Below are 22579 nucleotides of genomic sequence, written 5' to 3' on the forward strand. Positions count from 1 at the left end.
AGGAGAAAGATTATGAAAAAATTATTTTTTATCGTCTGCTGCGCGGCCTTGTTAGTAACTGGTTGTAAGGATGGAAAAAACAGTCCAGAATCGGCTAATGTGCATCTTGCAGATTCGCTCAATGAGGTAATTGCTCAAAGAGATAGTGAGATTAATGACATGATGGGTACCTTCAATGAGGTTCAGGAAGGTCTTCGCCAGATTGGCGAGGCTGAGGGACGTGTTGCTTTGGCTAAGAGCGGAGAGGGTGCAAGCAGTAAGCAGAAGATGAAAGAAGATATACAGTTCATCGCTGCTCAAATGAAGAAGAATAAAGAGCTGATTGCACAACTTCAGAAGAAATTGGAAGGCAGTTCTTTGAACGCTACTCAGTTGAAGAAAACTATTGAGGGTCTTCAGGCTCAGTTGGTAGAGAAGGAGAAGCAGCTCCAGACTCTCCGTGAGGAATTGGACAAGAAGGATATTCATATCATGGAACTCGATGAGTCTGTTAATAATTTGAATACCAATGTCAGCAACTTGAAGAATGAAAGTCAGAAGAAGACTGAGACTATCAATGCACAGGACAAGCAGCTGAATACAGCTTGGTATGTATTTGGTACAAAGAAGGAATTGAAGGGTCAGCGTATCTTAGAGAACGGCAAGGTGATGAATGGTAATTTCAATAAGAATTACTTCACCAAGATTGATATCCGTAATACTACAGAAATCAAACTCTACTCTAAGTCCGTTAAATTGATGACTGCTCATCCATCAAGCAGTTATACGCTGGTACGTGATGCCAATAAGCAGTACACATTGCGCATTACTAATCCACAGATTTTCTGGAGCACCAGCAAGTATCTGGTTGTGCTTGTTAAATAAGGATTATACAGAAAATGAAGGAGTTTTGATTCCTTCGTGTTATTCATAAAATCTCGGCATAAATGTGGGAAGCGTTATTGTTTTCCATATTTATGCCGAGTTCTTTTATTCTTTCGAGTTCTTTTTATCGAAATTCTTTCAGACGAATCTCTTCAGTTGAATTCTTCTTGTCCAGCTTCTTGTACCGACTCTTTATCTTTTTCTTCCGAAAAAATCCTGCATGAGCAATCTGCATTCTTCTTCCAATACACCTGATGTGACTGTCGTTTTGGGATGCAGAGCGTTGGGAGCAAATTTGGAGTAACCTCTTTTCTCATCAGCTGCGCCATAGACGACTCTGGATATTTGAGCCCATCCGATAGCTCCTGCGCACATCACGCAAGGTTCTACCGTAACGTAGAGCGTACAGTCTTTCAGATATTTACCTCCAAGCATATTGGCTCCTGATGTAATAGCTTGCATTTCTGCATGTGCTGTTACATCGCAAAGCATTTCTGTCAGATTATGAGCACGGGATATGATTCTGTCTCTGCATACGATGATGGCTCCTACCGGAATCTCATCCTCCTCGAAGGCTTTTTGTGCTTCGAGTATTGCTTTCTTCATGTATTCCTCGTCTTTTTTCTTTTGTTCTTCCATATTATCTTTTTTGTGATTTCCTGTCTGTTTTTATCTGATTTCTTACAGGCTTTCTTTTTTTAAAACAAAGATTTCCCTGCTGTTTTGGGTGCAAAATTAATGGAAAAGCGAGATAAAACAAAATAATATAAAACCTTTTTTGAAAGAAACCGTTTTGTTCTTAAAAAAAAGCAATAAAAAGTTTGACGTTAAAAGGAAAAGTGTTATTTTTGCAAATAAATTATGCTTTATGGCTCATGCAGCATATAAAAGAATGAAATGACGAATTGGTATAGATATGGCAGAACATAATGAATTGGGTAAGTGGGGTGAAGATGAAGCTGCCCGTTTCCTGCAACGGAAGGGATTTTCTATTCTTGAGCGGGATTGGAGAGTAGGGAAGCGAGACTTGGATATCATCGCCTTGAAAGAAGATGGCAAATTACTCGTCTTTGTAGAAGTAAAAACCCGCCGGAATGATGTATATCTGCAACCAGAGGAAGCTGTCAATACTACCAAAATGCGTAATATTGCTATTGCTGCTAATGCATACGTAAAACAGAATATGATTGATTGCGAGATTCGCTTTGATATTATTTCTGTTATCGGTATGCGTCCTCATGTTGAGAGTATTGACTGGATAGAGGATGCTTTCAACCCCTTACTCCTATAAGAATATGGGTTATGCCATTTTGTTTCTCTTGAAAGCTAAATGCCACTATATATATTAATATAAGGTGAAATGAAAACAAAAATTATAAGATTAGAAGAGATTGACTCTACCAATCGATATCTCAAAAATTATCGTGAGGAGGGTGATGAAGAAATGATTGTCGCTGTTGCTGACTATCAGGCGGCTGGCAAAGGACAGGGTACGCATACCTGGGAAAGTGAAAAAGGGAAAAACCTGCTTTTCAGTATCAAGGTGTATCCTCATTGGATTCCTGTGCGTCGCCAGTTTGTCTTGTCTATGGCTGGTGCTCTTGCTGTCAAGGATGCATTGGATTCTTATGTGGAGAACATCACATTGAAATGGCCTAATGATGTCTATTGGAACGATCAGAAAATCAGTGGTACGCTGATAGAAAATACAATCGATTCCAAGGGTATCAAGAGTTGTGTTTTTGGCATAGGATTAAATGTCAATCAGCTTGTCTTTCATAGTGATGCTCCTAATCCGGTTTCCTTAGCTAAGATTCTTGGACATGAGGTGGATCGTGATGAAGTCTTGAAGAAAATCCTTGATGGATTCGAAAAGTATTATGAATTGCTGCGCCGTGCAGACTATATGGACGTGTCGGGAATCTATCATTTGTCTCTGTATCGCAGAAAGGGCTTCCATCCTTATCGGGATGCTAATGGTGAATTTGAAGGCGCCTTGGTTGAAGTTGAGGATGATGGCCATTTGATTTTGCATGATAGACAGGGAAGAATCCGTTCGTATGCTTTTGGCGAAATCAGTATTGTCAGGGAATAAAATAACTCTAAGAAAGTAGGAAAAAACGTAAATTATTAATTTTAATTCATATAAAACATGGCTAAGTTTAAAAGAATCCTTTTGAAATTGAGCGGTGAAAGCTTGATGGGTAAACAGAGTTTCGGCATTGATCCGGAGCGTCTTAGTGATTATGCAAAACAAATCAAGGAAGTACATGAAATGGGAGTTCAGATAGGTATCGTCATTGGTGGTGGTAATATCTTCCGTGGATTGAGTGGAAGCCAAAAGGGTTTCGACCGTGTCAAAGGTGACCAGATGGGTATGTGTGCTACGGTCATCAACTCTCTTGCCTTGAGTAGTGCGCTTGGAGCTTTGGGCGTAAAGAACAAAGTGCTTACGGCTATCCGTATGGAACCAATCGGTGAGTTCTATACCAAGTGGAAGGCTATTGAGGCTATGGAAGATGGTTATATTTGTATCTTCTCTGCTGGTACTGGTAGCCCTTACTTTACTACTGATACCGGTTCTTCTCTGCGTGGTATTGAAATAGAGGCTGACGTGATGCTGAAAGGTACACGCGTGGATGGTATATATACTGCAGATCCAGAGAAGGATCCTACTGCTACTAAGTTCTCTGATATTACTTACGATGAGATTTATACGAAGGGATTGAAGGTAATGGACCTTACTGCAACAACGATGTGCAAGGAGAATAATCTCCCTATCTATGTATTCAATATGGATGTCGTAGGTAACTTGAAAAAGGTAATGAATGGTGAGGAGATTGGTACCTTGGTACACAATTAATTTCTTTACTCCATTCTTTTCATTATATGAAAATAGCCTATAGTTTACACGTATAAGTAAACTATAGGCTATTGTTTTATTTCTTCTTTAAATACAGAATCACAGAAAGAATCACATAGGCAAGTATGATAATCCACCAGGCCTGAAGAAATCCGATAGCGCCCTCTGTGAATACAGAGCCGGCAAGAATGATAACGGTCAGACCTATAAAGAAATACTTGACTTCGTTACCTTTGAATGACCATTGCTTGAATTTCAGAGCAAAGAGTGGCAATTCACATACAAGCAAGAAACTGGTAATGAGAATCATTGCCAAGATGATAGCCACAGACCATTTGTCGTTGGTTAGCCATGAAGGACTACTTACTATCAGCGATCCCCAAAACAGCGCATTGGCAGGAGTCGGAACACCAATGAATGATGTCGTCTGTCGCTCATCGAGATTGAACTTTGCCAATCTTAGGGCAGAGAAGGCTGCGATGATGAATGCAGTATAAGGTAACCATGAACGTAATGGCTCTAAGATTGCCGGATACTCCATCACGAAAAGTTGTGAAAAAACGATGGTTGAAGGAGCAACTCCAAATGTTACATCATCAGCAAGAGAGTCAAGCTCTTTTCCTATAGGTGATGAAACATGAAGTAATCTGGCGCTCATGCCATCAAAAAAGTCAAATACTGCACCTATTATAATCCAGAGAAGTGCCATCTTGGGTGCTCCTCCGAAAGCAAACGATGTTGCGATGCAACCAGATACGAGGTTACAACAGGTAATCGTGTTAGGAATATGTTTCTTTATATTCATTTTTATATATGATGATCAGTAGTTGAATGGCTCAACTTGCCCGAAAACTATTTCAATTTGGCGATGATGGTCTGGTCGCCTGTCGTAGATTGCCCCATCTTGACGCAAATCTCGGTACCTACAGGCAGATAGACATCAACTCTGGAACCCAACTTGATGAATCCCAGATGCTCATCAATATAGCATTCTTCACCTTCCTTGGCATAAGTAACGATACGGCGTGCCACAGCACCAGCAATCTGACGGCATAATATATCCACGCCATCAGGAGTCGTAATCATGACATCGGAGTGCTCGTTTTCTTCGCTCGCCTTAGGAAGCCACGCTTTGTGATAATTGCCATCTACGTGTTTCACGAATTTCACCTTGCCGTCAACAGGGAACCAGTTGGCATGCACATTCCATAAGCTCATGAAGATGGAAACCATCATGCGCTTATCATTGAAGTAAGGTGCGTGGTCAACTTCTTCAATGACTACAATCTTGCCATCGGCAGGAGCCACGACTAATTTATCGGTGTCTTCTACGTTCAGGTAACGTATAGGGCAACGATAGAAGTTAAGCACGATGCAATACACAACACCCATGACTACAGAGAAAGACCAAAATGGTATTTTGTTGTCAAAGGCATTCCACAATATCACCGCAATTGCTATGATAGCAATGATACCGTAAATCAGCTGGTCGGTACCTTCACGGTGTAATCTAATCTTCTTTAGTTTCTTTATTTTTTGTCCCATTACAGAGAGATTAAGTTTTTATCACTGCAAAGGTACATTATTTTTGTCATTTTCGCAAATTTTTCCGCAATTTCTTTTGGTTATGTCAACTTTTAGCAGTAACTTTGAACTCAAAATTCGCTTTTTAGTATAAAAAATGGAAGATTTCATACATTTACATGTCCATACACAGTATTCCATCCTTGATGGTCAGTCCAAGATTCCCCATCTTGTTGACAAGGCTATCAAGGACGGTATGAAGGGTATGGCCGTTACCGATCATGGTGTCATGTTTGGCATCAAGGAACTGACCGATTATTGCGGAAAAGTCAATAAGGGTAGAAAAAAAGAAGGTCTGGAACCTTTTAAGCCTATTATTGGTTGTGAGATGTATGTGGCCCATCGAAGAAAAGAGGATCGTGATAAAAACAGGGGTGATATGAGTGGTTATCACCTCATCGTTTTGGCGAAGAATTACAATGGTTACAAAAACCTCATCAAATTAGTCAGCAATTCATGGGTGGACGGATATTATATGCGCCCACGTACGGATCGTGCTGATTTGGAGAAATATCATGAGGATCTGATTGTCTGTTCGGCTTGTATTGCTGGCGAGGTTCCTAAGAAGATTCTGGATGGTGATATCGAAGGTGCACGCGAGGCTTGTGAATGGTATCATCATCTTTTCGGTGATGATTACTATTTGGAATTGCAGCGCCACAAAGTGCCTGATGATCCACGTATCCTTGCCAATCGTGAGACCTACGAATTGCAGCAGCGTGCCAATAAGGTGCTCATAGAATTTGCCAAGGAATATGGCATTAAACTGATCTGTACCAACGACTGTCACTTTGAGGATAAGGAAACAGCTGAGGCTCACGACCATTTGCTCTGTCTTGCTACAGGTAAGGATCTGGATGATCCGAATCGTATGCGATATTCTAAGCAGGAATGGTTTAAGACTCGGGAGGAGATGAATGAAGTGTTCTCTGATATTCCTGAAGCCTTGTCCAATACGCTCGATATATATAATAAGGTGGAAATCTATAGTATCGACCATGGACCTATCATGCCGTTCTTCCCGATTCCGGAGACTTTCGGTACCGAGGAACAGTTGCGTGAGAAGGTGTCAGAAGAAGACCTTTACAAGGAATTTACTTCTGATGAGAATGGGGAGAACCAGTTGCCGCCTGAAGAAGGACAGAAAGTGATAGACCGCTTGGGCGGTTACGACAAAATATACCGTATTAAGTTTGAGGCGGAATATCTGAAGCACCTTGCTTACGAGGGTGCCAAGAAATTATATGGTGATCCTTTGCCGGAAAATGTCGATGAGCATGTCAACTTTGAGTTGCATGTCATGAAGACGATGGGTTTCCCTGGTTACTTCTTGATTGTGTCCGACTTTATTCGTGCAGCACGTGAAGAATTGGGGGTTGTTGTAGGTCCGGGTCGTGGTTCTGCCGCAGGTTCTGTGGTAGCTTACTGTTTGGGTATTACCAAGATAGACCCATTGAAATATGACTTGCTGTTTGAGCGTTTCTTGAATCCAGACCGTGTCAATCTTCCTGATATTGATACCGACTTTGATGATGATGGTCGTGGAAAAGTGCTCCGATGGGTGATGGATAAGTATGGGCATGAGAATTGTGCGCATATTATCACTTATGGTAGTATGGCAACCAAGAATTCTATCAAGGATGTTGCCCGTGTAGAGAAACTTCCTCTGGATAAGGCAAATGCACTCTGTAAGGCTATCCCAGACCGATTGCCTGATGGAGCTAAGATGAACTTGACCAATGCCATCAAATATACGCCGGCATTGAGGGATGCGGAGTTTTCTACTGATCCTCGTGAAAGCAATACCATCAAGTATGCCAAAATGCTTGAAGGTACGATACGAGGTACAGGTATTCATGCTTGTGGATTCATTATCTGTCGAGACCCGATTAGTAATTGGGTGCCGGTTTCAACTGCTGATGACCCGGATTTCCCTGGACTGAAGACTGCCGTTACCCAATATGATGGCCACGTGATTGAATCTACCGGTTTGATCAAGATGGACTTCTTGGGTCTGAAGACACTTTCCGAGTTGAAGGAGGCCTGCAAGGTAGTAAAGCAGACATTAGGTGAAGATGTTGATTTGGATACAATACCGATTGATGATGCGCTGACTTATGAACTCTATCAGCGTGGTCAGACCATTGGTACTTTCCAGTTTGAGTCGCCTGGTATGCAGAAGTATCTGCGCGAGTTGAAGCCTACGGTCTTTGAAGACTTGATTGCGATGAATGCGCTCTATCGTCCGGGACCTATGGATTATATCCCATCTTTTATTGCCCGAAAGAACGGACAGGAAGAAATCAGGTATGATATTCCATGTATGGAAAAGTATCTGAAGGATACGTATGGTATCACGGTCTATCAGGAGCAGGTGATGCTTCTTTCCCGTCAGCTTGCCAACTTTACTCGTGGTGAGTCTGATGCCTTGCGTAAGGCGATGGGTAAGAAGAAGAAGGATATTGTAGATGCGATGAAGCCTAAGTTCATCAAGCAAGGTCAGGAAAATGGTCATGATCCTGCCATTCTTGAGAAAATTTGGGGCGACTGGGAAAAGTTTGCTTCCTATGCTTTCAACAAATCGCATGCAACCTGTTATTCCTGGGTGGCTTACCAGACGGCATATATGAAGGCGCATTATCCTGCCGAATATATGGCTGCGCTTATGACTCGCCGTTTTTCTCAGATTACTGAGATTACGAAGTTGATGGAAGAATGCCAGTCTATGAATATCAAGACGTTGGGTCCGGATGTCAATGAGAGTTACCGTGCATTTGGTGTGAACGAGCATGGTGAGATCCGTTTCGGTCTTTCTGCCATCAAGGGTATGGGTGCTCCAGCGGCTGATGCCATTGTGGCAGAGCGTGAGAAGAATGGTGCCTATAAAGATATCTTCGATTTTGCCCAAAGAGTAGATTTCTCTAATGTGAATCGTAAGGCTTTTGAAAGTCTTGCGCTGAGTGGTGGCTTCGACAGTTTCGGAATCCCAAGAGAGGATTTCTTTGCCAAGGATTCCAAGGGAAATGTCTTCCTGGATACTTTGGTGAAGTATGGACAGCTCTACCAGCGTGAACAGCAGGAAGCTGTGACTTCTCTCTTCGGTGGAGAGGAAGCGGTAGAAATTGCAACTCCTCCTATTCCTAAGGGAGAGCCATGGAGCACGATCGAGAAATTGAATAAGGAACGTGAACTGGTAGGTATTTATCTGTCTGCTCATCCGCTGGATGATTATAGTATCGTTCTCCATTCGATGTGCAATACGCATTGTACAGAATTGGGCGACAAGGAGGCCTTGTCCAAAAAGGCTGAAATTGTCTTTGGCGGTATCGTTACTGCGCTGAGATCAACGTTTACCAAAACTGGCAAGCCTTGTGGATTTGTAACACTGGAAGATTTTGAGGGCTCCGGAGAATTGGCTCTCTTTGGTGAAGATTGGGGACAATGGCGTGGTATGCTTGTAGAAGGAAGTACAGTCTATGTTACTGCAAAATGCGCTCCAAGATATGCCAATAGTAATTATCTGGAATTCAAGATCAGCAGTATTGATTACATGCAGACGATTAAAGAAAACCGTATCGAGAAATTGACGATTACGCTGGATAGTGATATCGTTGATGATACAGTTATCAATGATTTCAATACGATGTTGAAAGATGATCTGGCAGGGAAAACTCAATTGTATTTTCAGATACATGATGTGGAGAGCAATACCTTCATCATGTTCCGGGCGCAAGATAAGACTGTCAATGTGGGCAAGGAACTGATACAATATATTGAGGCGCATCCTAAAATGTCATACCATATCAATTAATAAAATTGGCATACGGTTTGCAGTAAGACATATCATATTTATAATAATATTAATATAGAATAAAATGGAAGTAACAATTACAAATGACAATTTTGAGAGCTACAAGAATGGTGAGCTCCCATTGGTAGTAGATTTGTGGGCAACATGGTGCGGTCCTTGCCGCCAGATTGCTCCTATTGTTTCTGAACTCGCCAACGAGTATGATGGCAAGTTGGTAGTAGGTAAGTGTGATGTTGAGGAGAATGATGACATTGCCATGGAATTCGGTGTTCGCAATATCCCTACTATCTTGTTCTTCAAAGGTGGTGAGTTGGTTGACAAGTTTGTGGGTGCAGCTTCTAAGGCTACCCTTCAGGAGAAGTTCAATTCTCTCTTGTAATACTTGAATAGTAGTACGCCTTTCATAAGATAAATAGGCTTGTATAATAAACATGAAAGAGGGTGTGTCATCAGTCCATGACACACCCTCTTCTGTTAATCTTCTTTCAGTAAAAGATTTTGAGGCTATTGTTCTTTTTTCTGAAATTATTATCGTACTTTTGCAAGCGTATTTACTTATTTTATAATAATGTATGGCAAAGAAAGATGTCAAAAATACAAGAAAGTAAACAAAAGATAAGAAGCGTATGGATTCATTATTTCTATTTCAGTTTGCATGCTTCATATTCATGCTCATCAATGCCTTCATCGTGGCACTCTCTCATCTGCATGTAAGATGGGAGAACAAGCGGTATGAGCGTTCTCGATGGATGATCGTTGCTGCCCTGATAGGACTGGCGATACAATATGTGCTGCAGATGACTTTCGGGTTCCGTGCTATGCACGATAATTTAGGAGCGGTCGTCAACATCCTCATTTATACCCCATGTTTTTCACTTATCTCCATGGGAATCTACAACATAGAGACCACAAGTTCCAACCTCAGAAAAATGATATTGATGTGCAGTGGCATTTATGCTGCCATCATTGTGGTCTTTTGCGTGGGTATCAGTCTTCATCATAGCCTGTATATCAGAGAAGGGCTTTATCTGATGCTGACACTGTTTTGCGTAAGTGTTTTCTATTGCATATACATGATTATTCAGGAGATGATTAGGCGTAAAAATATGTTGGAGCCAATGGCGGCAACAGACTTGTTGCCTTACGTAAGATATTCGCGTGCAAGTGTAATCATTCTATGGCTCGCAGTTCTTGCTATGCCAGTTGCCACCTTTTCTACAACCTTATTATATATAGTAGGTCCTACCGTATTGCTTGCCTTGTTGTTCTTCAACCTTACGTTTATCGCTCTCGGCAGCAGTTATATTCCAACAGAAGAGCTATTGGATAAAGAAGAGAACATTCAACGATGTGGGGGGGGCGAATGGGGAAAAACCTTTACAGCAATTATCTGAAGAACGCAGAAACTTTATCCAAAACAGTCTTGACCAATGGTGTATGGATTTGGGCTATAAGGATTGTAATGTGAACATGTTGACGCTTTCTCGTACACTTTGTATATCAAAGAACGAATTGAGCCTGTTTTTCGATCAATGCCTGCACTCTAGCTTCCGAATATGGCTCAGCGAGATACGTCTCAACGCTGCAAAAAAGATGATGTTGGAATATCCGGATTATAGCAACGACATCATTTCAGCCGAGTGTGGATTCTCTTGTCGCACTCATCTTTACCGAATCTTCAAGACAAAAGAAGACTGTTCTCCTACAGAATGGAGAGACTTCCATTCTACAAATGCAGCACAAAATGACTCAAATTGAGCATAACCATCATTTTGTAAAATACCAAAGAAAAAGCAATTTTTTTATCGAAAAACAGCCAAAAAGGTGTCGCATTCCTACGAATGCGACACCTTTTTGATAGGAATGCGACACATGAACAGGGAAAAAATGTACCTTCCTTCGTGGAAAAACACTATATTTGCAACATGAAAGAAGTAATAGAAACAATGCCAAGGATTGAATTAGCCCTGATCATCATCGGGGTGTTTGTACTCATATCATGTATTATCTTCGGATATGCCATGATACATGAGTACAGAATATATCTTGAGAATCATTGGAAGGCTCGCTATAGCTTTCGTGACTTCATCAAGAGAGAACGCTTTTATATCTTTTTGCTGTTGGCATCCATATTTATCTTGCTGACAAACCTCTTGTATTTTCTGGAGTGAGTTTCGGCAAGAATGGATGAATTGGCTTTGTGGTGGATACTTGTCCTGTAATTGGAAATAGTTCCTTACTTTTACGATAAAAAATAAATGAGTGATATGATAAATTATTTGACAACAAAAAATCGATTACTGGTCGCAATGCTTGCATTTATTCTTCCATTTTCTTTTGCGAAAGCGGAAGTAAAAGAAGATGGAAAGGCAACTTCGCATGGCTGGTACGTCGGTATTGAGGGTGGAATGCCTTTCGGTTTCTCTACTTTCTCAAGTTTCGGACATGACAAGACGCACCTCGGTTGGGCTGCTGGCTTATATGGGGGCTATCGTTTCAACTCCATATTCTCGGCAGAGTTATCTGCCAAGTATGGAGAGATGAACTTGTCGGCACAAGACTGCTGCGTAGAACGTAACTATTGGTTGGGTAGCGACGGTGTGCTTTACAACGCAGGTGTCCTGGGCATGGACAGTTGGGAATATGCCAATCTGAAAAGCCATGTCAGAATGGGCAGATATGGGGCAAGAGTGAACGTTCATCTCCTTGGACTGTTCCATCAAACAGCTAACAGCCGATGGGATTTGGCAGTTTCACCTCATATATATGCTGTAACGACCAAGGCTGATATCCAGACTATAGCCGATGATGCCAAGGTAATGAAAGGTTCTACCAACTGGCATTTGGGTTATGGTGCAGACTTGCAGGTGGGTTATCAACTGACCTCATGTCTGAAATTGGGCATCTATTCCGGTTTGACCCGTCTTACTGGCGAACGTATGGACGGAATGCCAGAACATCTGCATAAGAACAACTTTGTTTGGGAAAGTGGAGTGAGATTGGGGATAAACCTCTCTAAAAAGAAGAACAAGGTAGCAGAAACTCCATCAGTTCCACAAAAGGAGGTTCTACAACAGGAACCAACTTCTTCGGAGAATGTCAATCAGAAAGAAACAGTGGATAAGGCAGAAACAAAAGTTGCTGAACAAGACATAAAAGAATCTGCAAAGGTGACATTCCCTGTCGTTTACTTCGCATTCAACAGTATCGGCATCAAGCAGAACGAGCTGTCGAAGCTGAATGGTATCCTACATACATTGAAAGAGAATCCGAACATGAAGGTGACGGTAACAGGTTGGTGTGACACAAAAGGCAGCGTGGCTGTCAATAAACGTATATCTCGCCAGCGTGCAGAAGCCGTAAAAGCTTGGCTTGTGAAGAATGGCATAGAGGCAAGTCGCATTACTGCCATAGGAAATGGCAGCGATGACACCCAAGATGCGGATAAGGCTCGCCGAGTAGAGACTAAAGACAATCATAAGTAACCCATAAAACACGGATAGAAAATGAAAGCAAAAAGAAGATTTAATATTTGGTTATGGGTGCTGTTATGCGTCCCATGCCTGTTGGCAAGTTGCGACCATGATGTTCATTCTGATGAGAAAGAAAGCGGCTTGTCGGTATCGCTCACTTGGTCTGATGAAGCCGACCAAGGTACGGAAGTGAAGGATGTGAAACTCTGGATATTCAATGCCGATGATGGTTCGCTTGTAGAGGAAAAACATTATGGCAGTGCGCAGGAGGTGGCAAGCCAACGCTTCCAACTCCCAGAAGGAACCTATCGCATCCTGACTACCACCAACCTTACAGAACCGTTCTTTATCAACGAACAGACCCGGGCTTTGACCAACTGGAACAATATTCTGATAGGTTTGACCAATCCCAAGGATGTAAGGAACAATGCCTATTTCGGAGTGACCGACGTGAAGATAGACAACAAGGAAGGCAACTATGTGGTGCAGAATCCTATCAGGAGCGTGCTTGCCGAACTGACCATCATCATCGAGAACATACCGAAAGGTACAGAGATGAGTGGCAAGGCTTTAGATGCAGCCTGGAGTCTGTTCCCTACACAGAAGAACAGTGATGGAGACTACGGTTTGCCGAGCATAGAGCCAACGGAAGTGGAACTCCCTACCCTCCTGGCTACGGAATCAACCCTGAAATCGGAAGTCATCCGACTGATGCCGACCATACAGGGAAGCTCATCCTCTCATATCTATCTCCGCCTGCTGCTGCCTACCGGGACCTTGCAAGAGTTTGACATCACTGCTCCTAAGATGAATGTAGGAGGAAAGTATGAGCTAAGGTTCAAGTACGAAGAAATGCAGCCGAAGATGAATCTGGATGCTACCATCAACGGTTGGACGAACCTCAACAATGAAGTAGAAACCAAATAATAATAATAACTTTTAAAATATTGATAATATGAAAAAGATGACGAAGTTTTTCGCCCTTGCACTCTTAGCAGGTGCAATGGTTTCATGCAGTACAGAAGATACAACTCCTACAACAGCAAATGGTAAGGTAGCCGTGCAGTTTACTGGTGGTATCAGCGTAAACACCCGTGCCAGCGGAACCACTTGGGACAACGGTGACCGTATCGGCATCACCGACATCGACAACGATACCCAGTACGGCAACGTGCCTTTCATCCTGAAGAACGGGAAATTTGAGGCAGAAGGAAAGATCATCTATATCGAAGATGCAAAGCCCCATACTTTCCGCGCCTACTATCCGTACAACGCGGCGGGAGGCATCCTCACAGCCACGACCGATGCCACGGCGCAGCAAAACCAGCCTGCCATCGACTTCCTCTTTGCTTCAGGAGCTACGGGAGACAAACACAGCCCGGTGGTGAGCTTCACCGACAAAACCGGCAAAGGCGGTGAAAACAACTCCTTCCACCACCGCATGAGCCAGATAACCCTTACCTTCGAGGCGGGCGACGGCGTGGATTTCAGCGTGGTCAAGCCTAAACGTTACACGCTGGACGGATTGTTACTCACTGGTACGTTCAACACGGCCGACGGTCTTGCCACCGCAGACAACGGGGCACAGACCGGAGAACTGGCCATGAATCTGGCAGACGGCAATCTCACGTCATCGATCATCCTCTTCCCGCAGACAGTTGCATCCCTGCCGTTGGTTGTGAATTACAAAGGTCAGGAATATCATGCCACACTCACCATGCCCGAAGGCGCACTGCAGGCGGGCAACAACTATACCTATACCGTCAAGGTACGCAACAAAGTCCTTGAAGTCAGCGAAGCCACCATTGCAAAGTGGAACGATATAGACGGCGGAGAAGTGGATGCTGACCTGTAAGATATTAATAATTAATTGATTAGAATGAAGAATTATGAGGCATAGATTATTTATCCCCGCAGCCACCGCGTTGCTGTTCGCCCTCGCCGCCTGCACACAGGACGAACTGGCTGACGATAGCCGGCTGTCCGAAGGTGAATACCCCGTAGTCATCCATGCCACCGGACTGTCCGTGGAGGCAACGCCGCAGGCAGCCCCATCAACCCGTGCCGCTGTGGACGGCGACTGGCAGGGCGTCACTTCCGTGGCACTCAAGATGGGCGATGCGGTAAAGGAATACACCGTAACGGCATCTACCGATTTCAAGAGTGCCACGCTTTCACGTAAGAACGACCCGTACTACTGGACCAGCCGCGACCCGATTACCGTATCGGCATGGTGGCCCTTCGACAATGCCGACATCACACAGATGCCTGCCGTGAAGGTGGCAGAAGACCAAAGCAAACTGGCTGACTTCCAGAACAGCGACTTCATCTCTGCAGAGAACCGGAAGGTGGAATTTAACAATCCGACACTTGAATTTACCCACCGCACGGCACGCGTGACAATCGAACTGAAGCCCGGCACGGGATTCACGAGCGTCGCTGGTGCCATGGTGAGCCTCGTGAGCCTGTCCGCCGATAACGGCAACCCGACTGCCATCAAGACCTACAACGCAAGCGGCAACACCTACGAGGCACTGACCGCCCCGCAGACCGTTGCGGCAGGCAAGCCGTTCGTCAAGGTGAAACTCGGCGGCGGCACCTTCTACTTCCGTCCGCAGAACAACGTCGTATTAGAAGCGGGCAGCCGCTATAAATATACCGTTAAGGTGAACACCACCGGCCTGACGTTAGAGGGCTGCACCATCGGCAGCTGGGCTGACGGCGGCGGCGAGAGTGGCGAGGCCGAGGATTTGGGCTACATCTACGACAGCAACACCAATACCTACACGGTCTATAACGCCGACGGCCTGATGAATGTAGCCGAATTAGTGAACGGAGGTAAGACCGACATAAACATTACCCTCACCGCCGACATTGACCTCACCGGCAAAGGCTGGACGCCGATAGGCACAGACTACGACAACTCATACACCGGCACCTTCGACGGTGGCGGCCATACCATCACGGGGCTGACCGTTACGACAAATGACAAATATGCGGGTCTGTTCGGCTATCTCGGTAATTTCAATAATGGCGCCGCTACGGTGAAGAATGTGGTGATGGAGGGCATACAGATAACATGCAATCACAGGTTGGGTTATGCCGGCGGCGTGGCAGGATATAGCTGGGGCACCATTGAAAACTGCTCGGTGTCGGGCAGCATTAGCGGCACGGTGAGCGTCGGCGGTGTGGTGGGTGTTCAAAGGGACCGTCCCATCACCGGATGCAGTTCCTCTGCCACAGTGAAGGGAATGGTCCAGGTCGGCGGCGTGGCAGGTCAGACGATTTTTGGTGCCACCTTGACCGCTTGCTATGCCACAGGCAACGTGATCATAGAAATAGACCGCACAGAGAATATCTCTGGCGGCGGTCTGGTAGGATTCAACGACGGAATAAGCCTCCTTTCCTGCTATGCCACGGGCAACGTAACCAGTACGGGTAGTAGCACTGGCTATGTACATATCGGCGGCTTTTTGGGAGATAACTACATTACCTTGACCGCCTGCTATTGGAAGAACAATCATGAACAAGGTATCGGCTACAATAGGGAAAGCACCAAAGTCACGAAGGTGGACGGCTCTGTCGTTACCTGGAAGAACGCCGTTGATGCCATGAACACCGCTTTGCAGAACGCTGGTTCAAAGTGGCGTTACGAACTTAACGGAACATTGCCTACCTTGAAGAAGCAGTAAACCGTTGCGGGCGGAAAAGTTACGCCCGCAATGGAAAGAACCAGAGTAATAAAATAACAGATATTATGAGGATAAGATTTTTTGCACTTGCAGCGCTCGCCCTCTTACTGGGCGCCTGCACACAGGACGAAGCAGGCTTCCTGCCTGAAGGGGCGGAAGGCACACCCATCGTCTTCACCGCCACGGGGCTGAACCCCGCCGCGATAGCCACCGCCGGCACCCGTGCCCCGGTGGACGGCAATTGGGAGGGTGTGCAGAGCGTGGCAGTCCTGATGGACGGCAAGGTGAAGGCATACGACGTGACGCCCTCCACCGTCGACAACACAAGCGCCACGCTGACCTCCACCGACCCGTACTACTGGACCAACCACAACGACATCACCGTCACAGCGTGGTGGCCCTACACCGCTGGCAAGACAACCCCACCTGCGGTAAAGGTAAAAGCCAACCAAAGTACCCAGAAAGACTTTGAGGGCAGCGACCTCATCGTAGCCGACGGACAGACGGTGACCTACGGTAGCCCCACGCTTCGCTTCACCCACCGCACGGCGCGGGTGACCATCATTCTGACGGACTACACCGAGGGGCTGGCATCCGTGCAGCTGACGGGTCTCTCCACCGAAGGCGACAACCCGGATATAATCACCCCGTATGACAAGGGTAGCAACACCTACACCGCCATCGTAGCCCCGCAAAGTGTGGCAGCTGGCACGACCTTCATCGTCTGCACCTTCACTAACGGCAAGACCTTCGTTTATAAGATGAAGAATGCTACCGACTGGCAGGCGGGCGGTGAATATACCTACACCGTCTCCCTCGCAGCGGCAAAAGACCTGGGCTATACCATAGAGAGCGACGGCAGCTACACCGTGACCTCCGCCGATGGCCTGATGAATGTAGCCGAATTAGTGAACGGAGGTAAGACCGACATTAACATTACCCTCGACAAAGACATTGACCTGACGGGCAAAGAATGGACGCCGATAGGCACAGGCTACAGCAACAAATACACTGGCACCTTCGACGGTGGCGGTCATACCATCAAGGGGCTGACCGTTACGACAAATGACCAATTTGTGGGTCTGTTCGGCTCTATCGGTTATGCCGGTACGGTGAAGAACGTGATGATGGAGGACGTACAGATAACAAGCAATCGCAGTTCGGGCTTTGCCGGCGGTGTGGCAGGATATAGCGATGGCACCATTGAAAACTGCTCGGTGTCGGGCAGCGTCAGCGGCACGGTGTATGTCGGCGGTGTGGTGGGTGTTCAAATAGGCGGTTCCATCACCGGATGCAGCTCCTCTGCCACAGTGAATGGAACGGTCGATGTCGGCGGCGTGGCAGGTCAGACGAATTCGAGTGCCACCCTGACCGCTTGCTATGCCACGGGCAACGTGATCATAGAAATAGCCCCCAAAAAGAATATCTCTGGCGGCGGTCTGGTGGGAATGAACGGAGGAAAAGGCGTTCGTGCCTGCTATGCCACGGGCAACGTAACCAGTACAGGTAGTAGCACCGGCAATGTACATATCTTCGGCTTGTTGGGAGATAACTACACCACCGTGACCGCCTGCTACTGGAAGAACAATCAGGAACGAGGCTATAAGACCGCCCCCGAATCTACGAAGGTGGACGGCACTTACGTTACCTGGCAGAATGCCGTTGATGCCATGAACCGCGCCTTGCAGAACGCAGGCTCAAAGTGGCGTTACGAACTTAAAGGAGCATTGCCTACCTTGAGGAAGCAGTAAGCTGTTGCGGGCGGAAAAGTTCCGTCCGCAACGAACATTAAACGACAAGGGTCTATATGCCACGAAGAACAGGTGGCGTATAGACCCTTTTTGCACTATTATACTTCCTTCCAGTCAACCAGTCCCTTTCCCATATCATCCAGTTCTATGGCAAGGGCAATCACCTTGCGCTTATCAGCCTTGAAAGGTTCGGCATACTGCTTGGCTTTCATCTGCTCCGTGGCAGCATCCACACCACCGTTGTTGCTCAGTTTCAACTCCAGCACATAGATGAAGTTAGTGGTTTCTACCACCATGTCAATCCTGCCTGTAGCTATCATCTTTTCTACTTCCACCCGGCAGCCAATGGCATTGAAGATAGTGCTCAGAATCAGTCGGTAGCGCTCCTCCATATCCATGCTGGCAAGCTTCTTGTTGCTATAAGGCACGTCCGCAATGAGTGCCTTCAGGCATTTCATGGCTTCGGGAAGATTGCCAAGCTGAAGTGCAAGAAACAGACCAGACTGGGTAGATTGGATATCACCATTGCTTCGCAGCGTAAGTGCCGGTAACACCGTCTCGTAAAGTGCTTGCCTTACTTCAGAATTAGGAAATCCTAAAATATAAACTCCCATCTGGTAATCCTTAATGGTAAGATAACCAGACTGATAGAGGAACAGTTCTGCTCCTCCACCTGTCACATCCGATGTCTCTATGGTTTGGCGAAGAATGGTGCACGGATCAAAATTACCCAATTTGAGTTCCATATCATCCACAAACTTAGGCAACAGAGAGGTTGCGCCCGATGATGCCCAGTAGTTCTTCAAGTCAGAATCTGCCAAGGCATTGATGAGACTGAACGGATTGAACACATCCACCATATTGCGGCGACTGAAATGATAGCCGTCATAATATGCCGTCAGTTGTGCTACAGCTTCATCGAATGACCAGTCTTCGTATTCTGCCAATTTGTTGATTTCCGGCTTAAAATCGCGTAGCACCTCTTCTTTCGTAATACCACAGATGGCTGCATATTCCGGCTCAAAGCTGATGTTGGTCAGATTGTTGAGTACAGAGAAGAGAGAGATTTGCGTAAACTTGGTGATGCCGGTGATGAAGACAAACTTCTCGTATTTATCATCTGCCTTGAGAATGGCAAAAACCTCTCTATAAATAGAGGTACATGCTTCGTGGTGAGGAGTTTTCCAGGAATGCTGCAATGGAGAATCGTATTCGTCGATGAGAATGGCAACCTGTTGGCCAGTTTGCTCATACGAACCAACGATTATTGCATTGAAGCGGTCGGCAAGCTGGGCTGTAGGTTTAGGTGTAATGCCATATTCCTTCTCTAATCTGTCGAAAGTGATGTCGAGATAAGAGCGCAATGTTTCCGGCTCTGCACCGGCACGACTCATATCGAGTCTGATGACAGGGCGCTTCACCCATTCCGTCTCCAGCTGCATAATCTTCAAGCCCTCGAAGAGTTCCTTCTTACCCATGAAGTAGGCTTCGAGCGTATCGACCAGCACTGATTTACCAAAGCGGCGTGGGCGGCTCAGGTAATTATACGTTTTATTTCTGTTGGCAAGTTGCCAGATAATATCTGTCTTGTCAACATAAAGGTATCCATCCTTTCTGATTTTCTCGAAAGACTGGATGCCTACTGGCAATCTTCTATCGTTTGTCTCTACCATAATTCCTAATCTGTCTTTATAATGACTTTTCCGCAAAGTTACGGTTTTATTTTCATATCAGCAAGAGATTTCGGGAAATATTACTGAAAAAGTTGGGGATTCTCTTGTCGCACTCATCTTTACCGAATCTTCAAGACAAAAGAAGGCTGTTCTCCTACAGAATGGAGAGACTTCCACTCTACAAATGCAGCACAAAATGACTCAAATTGAGCATAACCATCATTTTGTAAAATACCAAAGAAAAAGCAATTTTTTTATCGAAAAACAGCCAAAAAGGTGTCGCATTCCTACGAATGCGACACCTTTTTGATAGGAATGCGACACTTGTACAGTGAAAAACTGCACCTTCTTTCGTGGAAAAACACTATATTTGCAACATGAAAGAAGTAATAGAAACAATGCCAAGGATTGAATTAGCCCTGATCATCATCGGGGTGTTTGTACTCATATCATGTATTATCTTCGGATATGCCATGATACATGAGTACAGAATGTATCTTGAGAATCATTGGAAGGCTCGCTATAGCTTTCGTGACTTCATCAAGAGAGAACGCTTTTATATCTTTTTGCTGTTGGCATCCATATTTATCTTGCTGACAAACCTCTTGTATTTTCTGGAGTGAGTTTCGGCAAGAATGGATGAATTGGCTTTGTGGTGAATACTTGTCCTGTAATTGGAAATAGTTCCTTACTTTTACGATAAAAAATAAATGAATGATATGATAAATTATTTGACAACAAAAAATCGATTACTGGTCGCAGCACTTGCTTTTATTCTTCCTTTTTCTTTTGCGAAAGCGGAAGTAAAAGAAGATGGAAAGACTGTTTCGCATGGCTGGTACGTCGGTATTGAGGGTGGAATGCCTTTCGGTTTTTCTACTTTCTCAAGTTTCGGACACGACAAGACTCACCTCGGTTGGGCTGCTGGCTTATATGGTGGCTATCGTTTCAACTCCATTTTCTCGGCAGAGTTATCTGCCAAGTACGGAGAAATGAACTTGTCTGCACAAGACTGTTGCGTAGAACGTAACTATTGGTTGGGTAGCGACGGCGTGCTTTACAAGGCAGGTGTCTTAGGCATGGACAGTTGGGAATATGCCAATCTAAAAAGCCATGTCAGAATGGGACAATATGGGGCAAGAGTGAACGTTCATCTCCTTGGACTGTTCCATCAAACAGCTAACAGCCGATGGGATTTGGCTGTTTCACCTCATATATATGCAGTAAGTACCAAGGCTGATATCCATACTATAGCCGATGATGCCAAGGTGATGAAAAGTTCTACCAAATGGCATTTGGGTTATGGTGCAGACTTGCAGGTTGGTTATCAACTGACCTCATGCCTGAAATTGGGCATCTATTCCGGTTTGACTCGTCTTACTGGCGAACGTATGGACGGAATGCCAGAACATCTGCATAAGAACAACTTTGTTTGGGAAAGTGGAGTAAGATTGGGGATATACCTCTCTAAAAAGAAGAACAAGATAGCAGAAACTCCATCAGTTCCACAAAAGGAAGTTCTACAACAGGAACCAACTTCTTCGGAGGAGGTCAATCTGAAAGAAACTGTGGATAAGGCAGAAACAAAAGTTGTTGAACAAAACATAAAAGAATCCGCAAAGGTGACATTCCCTGTCGTTTACTTCGCATTCGACAGTATCGGCATCAAGCAGAGCGAACTGTCGAAGCTGAATGGTATCCTACATACATTGAAGGAGAATCCGGAGATGAAGGTGACGGTAACAGGTTGGTGTGACACAAAAGGCAGCGTGGCTGTCAATAAACGTATATCTCGCCAGCGTGCAGAAGCCGTAAAAACTTGGCTTGTGAAGAATGGCATAGAGGCAAGTCGCATTACTGCCATAGGAAATGGTAGCGATGACACCCAAGATGCGGATAAGGCTCGCCGAGTAGAGACTAAAGACAATCATCAGTAACCCATAAAACAAGATAGAAAATGAAAGCAAAAAGAAGATTTAATATTTGGTTATGGGTGCTGTTATGCGTCCCATGCCTGTTGGCAAGTTGCGACCATAATGTTCATGACGGTGAGGATGAGGGTGGTTTGTCAGTATCGCTCACTTGGGCGGATGAAGCCGACCAAGGTACGGAAGTGAAGGACGTGAAACTCTGGATATTCAATGCCGATGACGGTTCATTAGTAGAGGAAAAACATTATGGCAGTGCGCAGGAGGCGGCAAGCCAACGCTTCGCTCTTCCTGAAGGGCATTATCAGATATTGGCTATTACCAATCTCATAGAGCCATTCTTCACCACTGACCAGACCAGGGCTTTGACTAATTGGAACAATATCCAGATAGGCTTGACCAATCCTAATGATGTGAACCATAATGCTTATTTCGGAGTGACCGACGTGAGGATTGACAACAAGGAAGGCAACTATGTGGTACAGAATCCTGTTAAAAGCGTGCTTGCCGAACTGACCATCATCATAGAGAATGTACCTAAAGGTACAGAAATGAGTGGCAAGGCATTAGATGCAGCCTGGTGTCTGTTCCCTACACAGAAGAACAGTGATGGAGAATACGGTTTGCCGAGCATAGAGCCAACGGAAGTGGAACTCCCTACTATCTTGGCTACGGAATCAACCCTGAAATCGGAAGTCATCCGACTGATGCCGACCATACAGGGAAGTTCCGCCTCTCATGTTTATCTCCGCCTCTTGCTTCCTAACGGGACCTTGCAAGAGTATGACATCACCGCCCCTGCGATGAAGGTTGGAGGAAAGTATGAGTTGCGACTCAACTACAACCAAATGCAGCCAAAGATGAATCTGGAAGCTACCATCAACGGTTGGACGAACCTCAACAATGAAGTAGAAATCAAATAATAATAATAACTTTTAAA

Annotated in this window: 21 protein-coding genes; 17 read left to right on the forward strand and 4 right to left on the reverse strand. The window is 45.1% G+C overall.

The genetic code is table 11. The features are described from left to right. Positions 1 to 12: 12 nt before the first annotated feature. Entirely contained in the window at positions 13 to 864 is an 852-nt protein-coding gene (locus KUA50_RS15025) for a hypothetical protein (RefSeq protein ID WP_218456395.1), read from the forward strand. A gap of 192 nt (positions 865 to 1056) precedes the next feature. Here the strand turns inward: KUA50_RS15025 and KUA50_RS15030 are convergent, their stop codons facing one another. Next, positions 1057 to 1503 carry a nucleoside deaminase gene (locus KUA50_RS15030; RefSeq protein WP_022110063.1) on the reverse strand — a complete coding sequence of 149 codons (447 nt, stop codon included), beginning with the start codon at positions 1501 to 1503 and terminating at the stop codon, positions 1057 to 1059. Between the two features lie 277 nt (positions 1504 to 1780). Here KUA50_RS15030 and KUA50_RS15035 point away from each other — a divergent pair, with 277 nt between their 5' ends. The 3 genes from KUA50_RS15035 (at position 1781) to pyrH (ending at position 3727) form a co-directional block, all read left to right on the forward strand. Then, entirely contained in the window at positions 1781 to 2155 is a 375-nt protein-coding gene (locus KUA50_RS15035; protein WP_218456394.1) for a YraN family protein, read from the forward strand. 69 nt (positions 2156 to 2224) lie between these two features. Continuing rightward, positions 2225 to 2959 carry a biotin--[acetyl-CoA-carboxylase] ligase gene (locus KUA50_RS15040; RefSeq protein ID WP_218456393.1) on the forward strand — a complete coding sequence of 245 codons (735 nt, stop codon included), beginning with the start codon at positions 2225 to 2227 and terminating at the stop codon, positions 2957 to 2959. 57 nt (positions 2960 to 3016) lie between these two features. Beyond that, positions 3017 to 3727: a UMP kinase gene (pyrH, locus tag KUA50_RS15045; protein WP_218456392.1), complete on the forward strand. Its 711-nt coding sequence runs from the start codon at positions 3017 to 3019 to the stop codon at positions 3725 to 3727. Between the two features lie 76 nt (positions 3728 to 3803). On the opposite strand, the gene pssA is transcribed toward pyrH, so the two are convergent. Together pssA and KUA50_RS15055 are read right to left on the reverse strand one after the other, a co-directional pair. Beyond that, complete coding sequence (gene pssA, locus KUA50_RS15050; protein WP_218456391.1) at positions 3804 to 4532, reverse strand: CDP-diacylglycerol--serine O-phosphatidyltransferase; 729 nt, start codon at positions 4530 to 4532, stop codon at positions 3804 to 3806. Between the two features lie 47 nt (positions 4533 to 4579). Further along, on the reverse strand, positions 4580 to 5272 hold the full coding sequence (locus KUA50_RS15055) for a phosphatidylserine decarboxylase family protein (RefSeq protein WP_022110068.1): 693 nt from the start codon (positions 5270 to 5272) through the stop codon (positions 4580 to 4582). 136 nt (positions 5273 to 5408) lie between these two features. Between KUA50_RS15055 and dnaE the strand changes: the two genes are divergently transcribed. From dnaE to KUA50_RS15105, 10 genes are all read left to right on the forward strand, one after another. Further along, entirely contained in the window at positions 5409 to 9122 is a 3714-nt protein-coding gene (dnaE, locus tag KUA50_RS15060; RefSeq protein ID WP_218456390.1) for a DNA polymerase III subunit alpha, read from the forward strand. A 64-nt stretch (positions 9123 to 9186) separates the two neighbouring features. Then, the gene (gene trxA, locus KUA50_RS15065) at positions 9187 to 9501 is read left to right on the forward strand and encodes a thioredoxin (protein WP_022110070.1); all 315 of its coding nucleotides are present in this window, start codon (positions 9187 to 9189) and stop codon (positions 9499 to 9501) included. 247 nt (positions 9502 to 9748) lie between these two features. Beyond that, complete coding sequence (locus KUA50_RS15070; RefSeq protein WP_218456389.1) at positions 9749 to 10516, forward strand: hypothetical protein; 768 nt, start codon at positions 9749 to 9751, stop codon at positions 10514 to 10516. Between the two features lie 43 nt (positions 10517 to 10559). Next, positions 10560 to 10880, forward strand: coding sequence for a helix-turn-helix domain-containing protein (locus KUA50_RS15075; RefSeq protein ID WP_218456388.1), 321 nt, complete (start codon positions 10560 to 10562; stop codon positions 10878 to 10880). Between the two features lie 188 nt (positions 10881 to 11068). Then, the gene (locus KUA50_RS15080) at positions 11069 to 11293 is read left to right on the forward strand and encodes a hypothetical protein (RefSeq protein ID WP_318346051.1); all 225 of its coding nucleotides are present in this window, start codon (positions 11069 to 11071) and stop codon (positions 11291 to 11293) included. A gap of 138 nt (positions 11294 to 11431) precedes the next feature. Further along, on the forward strand, positions 11432 to 12607 hold the full coding sequence (locus tag KUA50_RS15085; RefSeq protein WP_218456387.1) for an OmpA family protein: 1176 nt from the start codon (positions 11432 to 11434) through the stop codon (positions 12605 to 12607). Between the two features lie 21 nt (positions 12608 to 12628). Then, on the forward strand, positions 12629 to 13522 hold the full coding sequence (locus KUA50_RS15090) for a FimB/Mfa2 family fimbrial subunit (protein WP_218456386.1): 894 nt from the start codon (positions 12629 to 12631) through the stop codon (positions 13520 to 13522). A 37-nt stretch (positions 13523 to 13559) separates the two neighbouring features. Next, a complete protein-coding gene (locus tag KUA50_RS15095) occupies positions 13560 to 14450 on the forward strand; it encodes a fimbrillin family protein (protein WP_218456466.1) in 891 nt (296 codons plus the stop codon). Between the two features lie 34 nt (positions 14451 to 14484). Further along, positions 14485 to 16287 carry a fimbrillin family protein gene (locus KUA50_RS15100; protein ID WP_218456385.1) on the forward strand — a complete coding sequence of 601 codons (1803 nt, stop codon included), beginning with the start codon at positions 14485 to 14487 and terminating at the stop codon, positions 16285 to 16287. A gap of 65 nt (positions 16288 to 16352) precedes the next feature. Continuing rightward, the gene (locus tag KUA50_RS15105; protein WP_218456384.1) at positions 16353 to 18038 is read left to right on the forward strand and encodes a fimbrillin family protein; all 1686 of its coding nucleotides are present in this window, start codon (positions 16353 to 16355) and stop codon (positions 18036 to 18038) included. A 98-nt stretch (positions 18039 to 18136) separates the two neighbouring features. Here the strand turns inward: KUA50_RS15105 and KUA50_RS15110 are convergent, their stop codons facing one another. After that, a complete protein-coding gene (locus KUA50_RS15110) occupies positions 18137 to 19711 on the reverse strand; it encodes an ATP-binding protein (protein WP_218456383.1) in 1575 nt (524 codons plus the stop codon). Between the two features lie 398 nt (positions 19712 to 20109). Between KUA50_RS15110 and KUA50_RS15115 the strand changes: the two genes are divergently transcribed. The 3 genes from KUA50_RS15115 to KUA50_RS15125 all read left to right on the forward strand — a co-directional run bounded on the left by KUA50_RS15115 (position 20110) and on the right by KUA50_RS15125 (position 22562). Continuing rightward, positions 20110 to 20334, forward strand: a complete 225-nt coding sequence (locus KUA50_RS15115) for a hypothetical protein (protein ID WP_318346052.1) — start codon at positions 20110 to 20112, stop codon at positions 20332 to 20334. A gap of 108 nt (positions 20335 to 20442) precedes the next feature. After that, positions 20443 to 21648, forward strand: a complete 1206-nt coding sequence (locus KUA50_RS15120) for an OmpA family protein (protein ID WP_318346053.1) — start codon at positions 20443 to 20445, stop codon at positions 21646 to 21648. A gap of 20 nt (positions 21649 to 21668) precedes the next feature. Continuing rightward, entirely contained in the window at positions 21669 to 22562 is an 894-nt protein-coding gene (locus KUA50_RS15125) for a FimB/Mfa2 family fimbrial subunit (RefSeq protein WP_218456380.1), read from the forward strand. Positions 22563 to 22579: the final 17 nt, after the last annotated feature.

The sequence above is a fragment of the Segatella hominis genome (genome assembly GCF_019249725.2).
Taxonomy (GTDB): Bacteria; Bacteroidota; Bacteroidia; order Bacteroidales; family Bacteroidaceae; genus Prevotella.